2 protein-coding genes are annotated in these 12,148 nt (G+C 46.3%); both read left to right on the top strand.

Annotation, left to right across the window (positions count from 1 at the left end; all coding sequences use genetic code 11):
• Positions 1-303: 303 nt before the first annotated feature.
• Positions 304-11,595 (top strand): Lcl domain-containing protein, encoded by an 11,292-nt coding sequence (locus QWI17_RS07330; RefSeq protein ID WP_302721866.1) that lies wholly within the window; start codon positions 304-306, stop codon positions 11,593-11,595.
• Between the two features lie 19 nt (positions 11,596-11,614).
• Positions 11,615-11,944, top strand: coding sequence for a hypothetical protein (locus tag QWI17_RS07335; RefSeq protein WP_302721867.1), 330 nt, complete (start codon positions 11,615-11,617; stop codon positions 11,942-11,944).
• Positions 11,945-12,148: the final 204 nt, after the last annotated feature.

Genomic DNA, 12,148 nt, shown 5'->3' on the forward strand with positions numbered 1-12,148 from the left:
ATATATTCAGGTGTCCAACTATCTAAATAGGGTCGTGTATAATCTCGCCCAAATGAAGATGTGATCATCTTTTTAAGGATTCCCCATGAAAAGGAAAGCAAATTCGTGCCTGAACGACTTATCTAAACATCGAGCAAATCCCCCGCTAGCCAAAAAACATTCGAATACATTCTATATGTGTTTTTTAGGCTCTGCGTGAAATCGCTTACTGCTTTTCTATCGTGCAACTTCCAGGATTTTTTCTCGGCCTCGTATCCATATAGTTGTATATGTACGTCAGACTTATTATTCAAGGTAAAAAGTATGCTTCACCGTACGTTTGTTGTCTTTGTTCTCCTTCTCTTCCCTATCGTAAATGTGCTAGCACAAACGATTGCTGTGATCGAGGCCGAAGACTATTCGTCTATGTCGGGAGTTCAGACTCAAGGCACATCAGACAATGGCGGTGGTGAAAATGTAGGATGGATTGATGCCGGTGACTCACTGACTTACGAAATGGTTGACCTAAGTGCAGGTACGCATACGTTCAATCTAAGGATTGCCTCGCGTGACTCCGGTGGCTCGCTCCGACTCGTATCAGAAGGGCATGTGTTAGGGCAGGTAGATTTTCCTGCAACAGGTGGTTGGCAAGAGTGGGTGACGATTGATACGTCTTTTGTAACAGAGGTCGAGCTATCCAGTTTAACAATTGAAGCCCAGCAGGGTGGCTGGAACATTAACTGGTTTTCCATTGAGACCGAAGCATTTGAGCCCTTGTATTGGGTTGAGGCGGAAGATTACACCGATATGAGCGGTGTACAAACGGAAGAAACCTCAGATATTGGTGGTGGGCTCAATGTAGGCTGGATTGAGGCTGGCGACTCCCTATCGTACGACGCCATAGACTTTAGTGCGGGAATTCATACTCTGAATCTAAGGGTTGCCTCACGTGATGCCAGGGGGGCGCTTCGATTCCTATCCAACGGGCAAGAACTCGGGTATGTCGATTTTCCTGCGACAGGTGATTTTCAAGAGTGGAAAACTATTGATACGTCGTTTGTGACGGATGTCGACCTATCTGGCCTAAAGATCGAGGCGATTCACGGTGGTTGGAACATCAATTGGTTTTCTGTTGAGTACGGCGTGTATGACTCCTTGTATCGGTTTGAAGCTGAAGACTTCACTGATATGTATGGCATCCAAACTCAAGAAACTACCGATATTGATGGTGGAGTCAATGTGGGTTGGATCAATGCAGGAGACACCCTGACCTATGATTCCGTTAACTTCAACCCAGGAGCTCATACGCTGAATCTAAGGGTTGCATCTCGTGACAACGGTGGATCAATTCGACTTGTGTCGGAAGGTCATGTTCTCGGACAAGTTGACTTTCCACCAACTGGAGATTGGCAAAATTGGGTCACAATAGATACTTCTTTCGTGACGGAGGTTGATCTAGCGGGTCTGACTATCGAATCACTCAATGACGGCTGGAATATTAACTGGCTCTCTATTGAAAGTGATGAACTCGACGCCTTGTATCGGATTGAGGCGGAAGATTACACCAGCATGGAAGGCGTACAAACCGAGAACACCGTGGACGTTGGTGGAGGGCTCAATGTAGGATGGATTGATACCGGAGACCAGCTAAGCTATGAATCGGTAGAGTTAACGGAAGGTGATTACCTCTTAAAAGCCAGAGTTGCATCGAGTAGCGCTGGCGGAATGTTCAGCCTCAATGGAGGAGGCGAAGAGCTCGCTCGGTTGAGTTTTGATGCGACCGGTCATTGGCAGCATTGGCAAACTGTAGAATTGAATTTCACTGTCCTGAACTCGGTTTCCGGAATCACGCTTCAGTCCTTGCTGGGTGGGTGGAACATTAATTGGCTTGTCATTGAGTCTATTGCATCCGATAGCTCTTCCAGTTCCAGCAGTTCCGAGAGTTCGACTTCTTCGAGCGAGAACAGCTCATCAAGCGTGTCGAGTAGTTCAAGCGAATCGTCGGTATCGAGCACTTCCAGCTCCGACAGTTCGACGTCTTCGAGCGAAGGCAGTTCGTCTAGCGTGTCGAGTGGTTCAAGCGAGTCATCAGTATCGAGCACTTCCAGCTCCGACAGTTCGACGTCTTCGAGCGAAAGTAGCTCGTCTAGTGAGTCGAGTAACTCAAGCGAATCGTCGGTATCGAGCACTTCCAGCTCTGAAAGTTCGATCTCTTCGAGTGAAAGCAGCTCATCTAGTGAGTCGAGTAGCTCAAGCGAATCGTCGGTATCGAGTGGTTCCAGCTCTGAAAGTTCGACCTCTTCGAGCGAAAGCAGCTCGTCTAGTGAATCGACTAGCTCAAGCGAATCGTCGGTATCGAGCACTTCCAGCTCGGTAAGTTCGTCTTCTTCTACAGACGGCGATATTATAGACGGGCGATATATTATTCATGAAAACGGAATAGTCGAAGATTTGCAAACGGGGCTTGAATGGAAGCGTTGCGCTGAGCCTGCCGAGTGGGATGGTACACAGTGTGTTATGGCTGAAGCTACTAGCCAACTGTATGTGAAATATCAACAGAGAATGCTTGAGGGATTGGTGCTAGAAGATGGCTGGCGTATTCCCTCTTTAGAAGAGTTGGAATCGATAGTTTATTGTAGCGATGGCGTTCTAGAAGGAAATGACGGAGAGTTCTACAAATGTGACTTCGGCTCGTATTCGCCCACCCTCAATCGCGCTGTTTTTTCTGATGATCAACCTGAGCATAATTATTGGAGCAAGACACCAACCACAAGACTGGACGACGCATACTACGGCGTACGATTCGAGAGCGGATTAGTGTGGGAAATTCCTTTGGCTGAATACAATAGCTTGGGGGAACGAGAGTTCTATACAAGTGCCTATTTGAGGCTGGTTCGTGGAATTATGCCGGCTGAGTATAAGTTATCCGTTGCCAGCCAAGGGGAAGGTACTGGAACAGTCACCATTAGTCAGGAAGGTACGGATTGTTCTACTGGGTGTGTGCTTGAGCGCTCCTCCGGCACTGAAGTACAGATTGTGGCAGAGCCAGACCCTGGAATGATTTTTGCCCGCTGGAGCGGCGCATGTCGAAACACGACGAACGAATGCGTTGTAAATTTAGACAGCGATCTAGAAGTTCATGCCCACTTTCTGGTCGACCCGTATGAATTCCCAAGTGACGGAGTCGTTTTCGATACTGACACAGGACTTGAATGGCAACGTTGTGCCTACGGTCAAAAATGGACTGGTGAAACATGTGAGGGTAGCTCACAAAAATTTACGTTAGAGAAACTCGAAAGCCAAGTTTTTCCGGGGGGGTGGAGGCTACCGACTCGTAATGAATTGGTATCCATTGTGTATTGTGACTCTGGGCATCCTTCTTTTGAAGGGGATTATGTCCTTCCCTGCCTCAATGAATATTCAACACCGACAATTTCAGCTTGGGCTTTCCCCAACCCGCTTGAAGAAATTTATTGGTCCTCATCGTTCTACGCCCAGCGTCCGGTCGTCGTAAATTTTGCAACGGGAAGAGCTGGCTATATCAATTCATTCTCAAATTTACCTTTAAGGTTGGTGCGAGACACTGTTCCTCCTGAATCAATTCAGCTGGAGATGAGCGTAATTGGTAGTGGCGCTATTACGGTTGGCGATATGATATGTGATGACGTCTGTACTAATAACTACTCTAATGTCACCTCAATTGTCTTAGAGGCTGCCCCTGTCTCTGGTTCACGCTTTTATCGTTGGAAAGGGCTGTGTAGCGGATTTGAGCCCACCTGTGAGGTAACCAATTGGCACGAGGTCGAACAGGTTAGTGCTGTATTTGTTGCTGATCGATATGAAATTAGAGGCCCGGAAGGGAGTATAGTCTACGATTCTACTACTGACCTAGAGTGGCAGCGCTGTAGCCGCGGTCAAATCTGGACTGATGGGGCCTGCGCTGGAGATGCTGAGAGGGTTTCTCGAAGAATACTTAACGCTAGTTTGCCGGAAGATGGATGGCGCCTGCCTGAAATCGAAGAGTTGAAATCTCTGGTACTTTGTGATTCAGGAGCACCTATGCTGCAGGATCTAATAGACCAGCGGTGCGAAGGAGATTTCACTAGCCCAGTGATTTCGCAAACTGCATTTCCCGATACGGACACCAGTCGTTATTGGAGCAATACGCACTCACATTCAGATTTTTATCGCACTTTGAATTTTGACAACGGAGCCAATGGTACCGCCAGATTTGACTATTACCGCAATGTTCGTTACGTGCGAGATGCTGAAGTTGCAACCAATGATTTGACAGTGACGATTTCTGGAACCGGAAGTGGTACGGTGATGAGCTTGCCGACAGGAATCGAGTGTGGCCAGCAATGTAGTGCGGGATTTACGAACGATGACGAAATTACGCTTACTGCAAATGCGTCTAGTGACTCTAGGTTTGTAGGTTGGGCCGGTGGCTGTTCGGGTGACAGTACTCAATGCGCCTTAACCATGAATGAGTCTAAAGCGGTTGAGGCGATTTTCGAAAGAGAATTACAGGCATTTATTCACTATCCTTCCCAGGTTCTAGCCGTGGGTGGAAGTATGGAGCTGGACGGTAGCGTCAGTACGTCTACAGTGCATGAGATTACCGATTATCAATGGACACTTTTTCCTGAGACTAACGTGATTGGTACCGACGCGGTATTGCCTATTGTCGATTTAGCGCCTGGTCAATATGAATTTGTACTTGAGGTAGAAAACAGTGTCGGACAAATATCCACGTCAAGTGTCATTATTGACGTAGGGTACCCACCGATTGCCGTTGCTCCAGAAAGGGTTGTTGGTTACCCGAATGAAGAGATTCTTATCGATGGTTCTAGCAGTAGTGTCCAGCAAGGCGAGCTCACTTATCAGTGGGTTGTTGATGGGGAGGTGCAGACTCCAGGGCCGAAGTTGCGGCTGAACTTTGAAAATGCCGGGAACTATACCGCTACTCTAGAGGTTGCGTCAGATCTAGGTTTAACGGCTACCGCTACTGTAGCAATTGAAGTATTAAATGACCTTCAGGATTTAGTGTCTTGTCCCGTATTGCCCGTAACGGAAGACCATAACCTTTCGTTGGAATACCCCGAAAATGATATACCTTGGGTGGGTGGTCAGGCTGACAATGTTGCTGATATTCAGCGTGCATTTAACTACGCTAGGAGCGTAGACCCCTCTGTGAGTCAGTATCTCATCATGCCCGCGCAGCCGGAGTGGGATGCGATGAATCTTCAGCAGAAAGGTTTCTTTTTGGTAAACGCTGAACGAGTGGCACGCGGAATCAAGCCGTACAGCGGTTATGACTCGGCAATTACATCGGTCGCCCAAAATTATTCAGATTATATGCTCGATAATAATTTGGAGATTAGTCATTACTATCAAAACTCTACCGCGTTTGAACGAATGATGAGTTCGGATTATTCGGCAAACAATGCTGATGGCTACATTGGTAAAACCGAGTCATTGGCTTCTTATGTAAATAATGCAGAGGGAAGCTCTCCAGAAGCCGCTCTTGTTAAAAGCGTATATAACTGGATCTACCATGATAAGCGGTGGTACCTCGCCTTTGGTTTAACAAGTGGCATTGAGTGGGGGCACAGAGATCATCTTTTACAAACAGGCCTACAAGACAATCATGGTGACCCGAGTACAGAAGGTGTTGGAGGTTTTGGTGTAGCGCCAGGGCTCTATAATCCTTCAGTAGTAACCCCGGACTCTTTCGGTTCCGTTGTAACATTCAATACTCTTGACCAAGGTCCAGACTGGGAGTCTTCGAGAATTGAATCCGTTGATATCAGTCAAGCGCAGGGCTGTATATCCTATGCGATAGGTTTTCCTGGGCAGGGGGCTGTTTTAGAAGGGTTGGAATCTTTACGAGTCGAACCGTCCAGTCTTCATCTCGCCGTGGGCCAATCAAAGATTCTATCTATCATCGGCCGATATACGGATGGCAGTGAAGTCGATTTAAGTTCGTTGGGTAACCTAGAGGCAAATGAGACTTCTGTAGTGGAAGTAAGTTCTGGCATTGTTTCCGCACTCAAGCCAGGACCGGCGACCGTATATGCCAAAATTGGAGGTCTGGAGTCGAATAGGTTGTATGTTACGGTGGGGGAATCGGTTGACACTGCGGTGTTTACAGGTACCGAGGCAGAAGTTGCTGCATCGTACATTGCACCTAATGCCACATTACCTGGTGGGTATTCCCTTACCGAAGCGGGTTCGACAGCCGCCGAGTACAACCCGAAAGCAATGGCAATATATACTGGATTGGTTTTTGACCGATACGGTATTCCATTATCAGATGTAAAAGTAAGCCTACTGGACGCACAAAACTACGGTTCAGTGCTGACCGATAACAACGGCCGTTTCATTTTAGCCGGGCCTGCAGGCGAGCAAACCGCTGTATACCAAAAGCCAGGGCATGTTGTTGTTCAACGTACTCGAATCGGTGCCAGTAGTCAGTGGGCAGCGTATGAAAATATTACTTTGCTAGAGCGAGACTCGAAGAAGACCCTCATAGATCTTACGTCTGGTGTAGCGCAAGTACATGAATCAACGCCAATTGTCGATGAGTACGGAGAGCGCCGTACAACCCTCATCTTTAACGGTGCTACCTCCGCATCCATACACTCTGCTGATGGTTCGATTAGGCATATTGATTCTTTCGAAGTAAGTGCAACAGACTTCGAGACGCCTCAATCAATGCCGGGTGATTTACCTAAGGATGTAGCGTTTACTTGGGCAGCAGATCTTCATGTAGAAGGTGCTCATTACACAGACGAAGTGCATTTTGATAAAAATGTTACGTTGATCCTCGACAATTTCATCGACTTTGAGGTTGGCGAGGTGCTGCCGCTTGGTAACTACAATATGCGTACCGGTCTGTGGGAAGCCTTAGACAACGGCATCGTTGTACAAACTCTTGATGAAAACGGTGATGGCTTAGTCGATGGCTTGGATTATACCGGTGATGCTTTGGCCGATGACCTCAATGGCAACGGCAGCACGCAGGATGAAGCGGTAGGTCTCGAAAACCTTCCTACGGGTAAAACCCTGTGGTGGGCTTCGGTAAGCCATTTCTCTACAAAGGATTTGAATCAGGGACAAGCCGAAGATGAATCACCTGACAATCCAGAAGTTGAATCCGGTGAAGAGAAGCCCGATGATGACGATTGCGTAAATACAGGCTCCTATTTGAAGGCCTTTCAGCAAACTTTTCACGAAGATATTCCGATTGCCGGAACAAACCTGACATTACACTATGCCAGCCAGCGCACTGAAGGCTATAAACATAAAATTTGGGTGCAGGTAAGTGGTAGTGAAGTGCCTGGCACGCTGCTATCCATGGTCGCTAAGCTCGAAATAGCCGGCCATGTTTTTGAGCAACGCTTTAGTCCTGAGCCAAATGTGGAAGCAGAGTTTATCTGGGATGGAACTGCCGTTGATGGTTCACAAATACAGGGATTGGTAAGCGGGAAAGTCAGTATAGGTTTTGAGTATCAAACCGTGTATACCAGCCCCGGCAACGCGGCGGCAGAGGGAAGAGCTCTTGACGATTACCCAAGAGCTTGGGCAACCGTTAGCGATATAACCACGCAGGTTCCAGGGCGGGATCGTTATGTTGCTTGGCAATCCAGCGGCATTACCCTAAAAAATTCATTTGACAGGCAGCTAGCAAATGGCTGGTCGCTGTCTAATGTGCACGAGCTTGATCCATCGGGCAAAGTCTATTTGGGTTCTGGTGCAACCACGGATATTGCTTCGCCCAGTTCAATATTGAAAACTGGTCAAACTTATAGCCACTACGAGGGCGATGATGGTTACTATCAGGCGGGTGGAAATGTCGTGGACTACTCTATCAGCGATGAAAATACCTTGATTGATCATGTCACTGGTCTTGAGTGGCAAAATGAACGTAACCCTTACCGTACTGTTAGCAAACAAGATGCGGCAAACTATTGCCAAAATATCGCCGAGCCCCTGAATTCAGGCTGGCGTTTACCTACCCCCAAAGAAGTAGGGTATACCATTGATAAGTCAGGTGGTACTCCCGAACAACGAATTTACAGTACGGTACAGGCCAGGAATATGTGGCACACCAACACACTCAACAACGAGCTGCGAGAGATACCCGCGGTTTGTGTTCGGGGCGATGTTCTAGATCTAAAAACCGTTGAAAATTTAACTCGTAACTCGAGCAAGGATGTTGTTGTTGATCAAGATAATGGTTTGATGTGGCAAGATGCACCGGACAACGTAGATCTAACCCTAACTTGGGAAGAGAGCATTGACTACTGTGAGGCGTCAACCCATGCGGGATATGATAACTGGCGTTTACCGAATATTAACGAGCTGCTTTTTGTATTGTCGAATAATATATTCGAGTACGAAACGACACTAAATCTCCCTCCCGGTGTGGGATGGAATCAAGATTCTCCTGAAAGAAATCCTTATTGGAGTTCCACCAGCAATATCCGAGATGAGTCACAAGCATGGGTGATTGAAAGTATTTCCTTTAATAGTGATAGGTTTAATAAAGTCGATGAATATCATGTTCGTTGTATTCGAGAGGATTCAAGTGCGGTTCGTTCCCCCTATCGCTTTGACAGCGATGGTCGGCACGTCGCGACAGTGGATGTCAACAGTGGCGTTGTGCTTCAGCATATCGAGTATGACGAGTCTGGCAGACTGAAGGCAGTTTCAGACCAGTTTGAAAACACCATTCTCATAGAGAGAAACTTTGCGGGTGTTCCTGAGCGCATTGTAGCTCCAGACGGTGAAGTAACATGGCTTACGGTCGATCAGTTTGGTGACCTTGATGAGGTGAGTTACGAAGATTCCACCCGTTACAGTTTTAGCTACATAAGTGGTGGCCTGCTTACGAGTAAAATAGATCCTCGTGATAAAACGTTTACCCGCCAATACGACGGTAATGGCCGAATTGAAAAGGTTTGGGATCCTATGGAAGGATTCTGGACCATTTTTGATGAACGTTTGGAAGCAGGAAGTAGTCGTTATGGCTATACAACCTCCGAAAACAATACGCATCAGTCGGTTCGTACGGTACTCGAAAACGGTGATGTGCAAACATCGACCACCACAAAAACGGGTGCGAATATTAGCTACACTCGGAGTGCGAATGACTTAGCGAAAACGACTTCGGCTTATGGTATGACCTATCAAGAGATCAGCATGCTGGATCCAAAAACGTTGCGACCCATTCCTAGCCAAGAGGTTATAACTACCCCCTCTGGAATTGTCCATACTACGGATATTATTAAAACATACGGTGAAAATGGTGCGGATACGTCAAGTTTTACGTATACCGCTAGCACCAACGACAAAGTCAGTACAGTCGCCTATGACTCAGAAGCTGGGCTTGCGACATATACCTCACCAGAGGGGCGAACTTTTAGCCGCCGCTTTGACACAGAGACTCTGCTAGTAGCTGGCATAGATGCTCCAGGCTTGCATTCAGTTGACTATAAGTACGACGTTAGAGGTAGGCTGGAAGAGTCCAAAGTTGGAGCTAGGGTTACCACCTACAGCTACGATGATTCAGATGATCGCGGTAGACTCTCTTCAGTTACTACGCCTGATAATAAAGTCACGTCCTATGACTATGACTCAATGGGCAGGGTTGAGCGGATTGAATATAACGATAGTCACGCTACTGAGTTTCATTACGATGAAAATGGCAATACGACAAAAGTTATCGTACCGACCCTCGCTGAGCATGATATTACGTACAACGATGCCAATCTTCCTGAAACTGAAGGCAGGCCATTATCAGTCGATACAGTTTACGCCTACAATGGGGAAAATCAGCTAGAGAAAATCACTCTTCCTTCAGAGGGAGTGATTGACTTTTTCTATGAAGCGGGAAAACTCGACAAGGTAGTACGACCTGAGTCGACGACAGTCTATCGATACCAGCAAGGCGATCAGATCGACGAGATTGAGACGGGCACGGAGCTTGTTGATTATGATTACGATGGACTCTTACTGACACAAAAGCGGTATGGAGGTGAAATCAATGAAGCTATTGATTATGGATACAATACCGATTTTCTTGTTGACTCTCTAAGTTATGCAGGCGGCACCACTGAGTTGGCCTATGACAACGATGGCTTGCTGACCGGCATTCATGGTTTTACACTCGACTATAAACCTGAGACTAGCTTACCTAAAAGTGTGTCAATCGATACTTGGGGTCAGACAATTCTATGGAATTCCTATGGAGAAGTCAGTGATGTTGCTTATTACCAGTCAGGTAGTGAGCTCTATTCTTATGGTTTGATCTACAACGATGCCGGTCTTATAGAGCAGAAAACGGAAGCTCTATCTGACGGAAGTGTCGATACCTATACCTACGTGTACGATGATCGAAATCGCTTAGACGAAGTTAAAAAGAACGATGTCGTTGTTGAGGACTACGATTACGATGCCAATGGAAATCGTACAGGTCGTACTAGCACTGAATTAGGCGTAGCGGGGCAAATTGCTACTCATAATCCAGGTGATCAACTGGCAACTCAAGGGAACGCGAGTTACCAGTACGATGAAGATGGTCGATTAATGAAAAAGACTGTAGTAGGTGAGTCGGGGTCAGAAACCACCACGTATCAGTACGATAGTGTGGGAGGGCTCGTGTTTGTCACTACACCTACCAGTATCATTGAGTATCGGCACAATGCCTTAGGGCAGCGTGTTGTTAAATTGATCAATGGTCAAGCGGTAGAGAAGTATTTGTGGCAAGACTTGACGACGCTGCTTGCTACATATGACGGGCAAGATAACTTGAAGCAGCGTTTTGAATATACTATAGGTCACACACCTACCTCCTTTACTCAAGATGGTGATCGGTTCTTTATTCAAACGGACCATCTTGGTAGTCCTCGTTTAATTGTTGATGAATCAGGAGGTGTTGTTAAAATCCTCCGATATGATAGTTATGGTAACGTGATAGAAGACAGTAATCCAAACTTTGATCTGCCGTTTGGGTTTGCCGGTGGTCTATTTGACAAAGATACAGGGCTGATAAGATTTGGTTTCCGGGATTACGCCCCAGAGATTGGTCGTTGGACGGCCAGGGATCCTATTGGATTTTCTGGTGGTGATACAAATCTTTATGGGTATGTTTTGGGTAACCCTGTTGGCTTTATAGATAGTAATGGTATGCATTACGAAACAGCAAGCAGTGCACTAAATTCACGATATAATATTGCTCGACAAAGAGGTCGAGAATCAGGCTCCGCGCAGGTATACTTTGTGTATCGTCATTTGCCGGGAATTTTGAATACAATTAAAACGAAAGGGGATCATTGGGCTGGAAATCGTAGCGGAGATTATGCGGTCACTACGCCTACCGATGCGCAGCCCTATGGATCATACTTTTATGATCCTAGCTCAATGGATCCTCAGTACGTTGATACAATTAAAGACCATTTAGTAGTTGCGGCCATAGTGTTTCCGGACCATGCAATCCTGTCTGAAGTATTGAGGATCGCACAACAACTAGCAGACAAGTTGGATGTAAATGTCAAATGGTCTATTGGGGATGCAGATCATGGGCTGGTAAAACCTGACAACTGTCCATAAATGTGAGTATGGTTTGATTATGAAAAAGTGGCTTATTGTAGTTTTTCTATTTGTCTTAATTGTGGCCGGACTTTTTTTGAAAAACATTGAGACTAAGAAGAGCCTTTCATACTTCTACAATGTTCAAATAAGTAATGAGTTGGCAATTATATTGGCTAGGCAAAGGTCTCAAGAGGAGGGTCAACTAAGACAATATTTGGTCTGTCTTCTTTACACCTATGATAGGGTTGTTGAGAGGTATGAGGCAGAGCTAGATGAGCGAATCGAAAGAGTTCCTTCAGAAAAAATGTTCAATTCCTTAGGGGTTTCGGAAGAAGACTTATTTAAGTGCGAAGAAGAATATATGTAGCGTAAAACGAGTTTTGTCAACGGCTTCTCAAGGACGGTTATTGATGATTAGATGGTGACCTTTTCATCTATATATGTCAAATAAGTACAATTATAGGACATATATAATAAGAATTGAAATTTGTTAGTTCGGGCCGATTAGGATTGGAGATTGAGTGGTAGAGCAAGCCTATCAAAACATAGACCGGGCCGCCCTTGGATTGCG

The sequence above is a fragment of the Gilvimarinus gilvus genome, assembly GCF_030518155.1.
Lineage (GTDB): Bacteria > Pseudomonadota > Gammaproteobacteria > Pseudomonadales > Cellvibrionaceae > Gilvimarinus > Gilvimarinus gilvus.

What these genes read in the sequence shown, in the direction of transcription:
- QWI17_RS07330 (WP_302721866.1), top strand. Translation starts at nt 304, where the DNA reads ATGCTTCACCGTACGTTTGTTGTCTTTGTTCTCCTTCTCTTCCCTATC.
- QWI17_RS07335 (WP_302721867.1), top strand. Translation starts at nt 11,615, where the DNA reads ATGAAAAAGTGGCTTATTGTAGTTTTTCTATTTGTCTTAATTGTGGCC.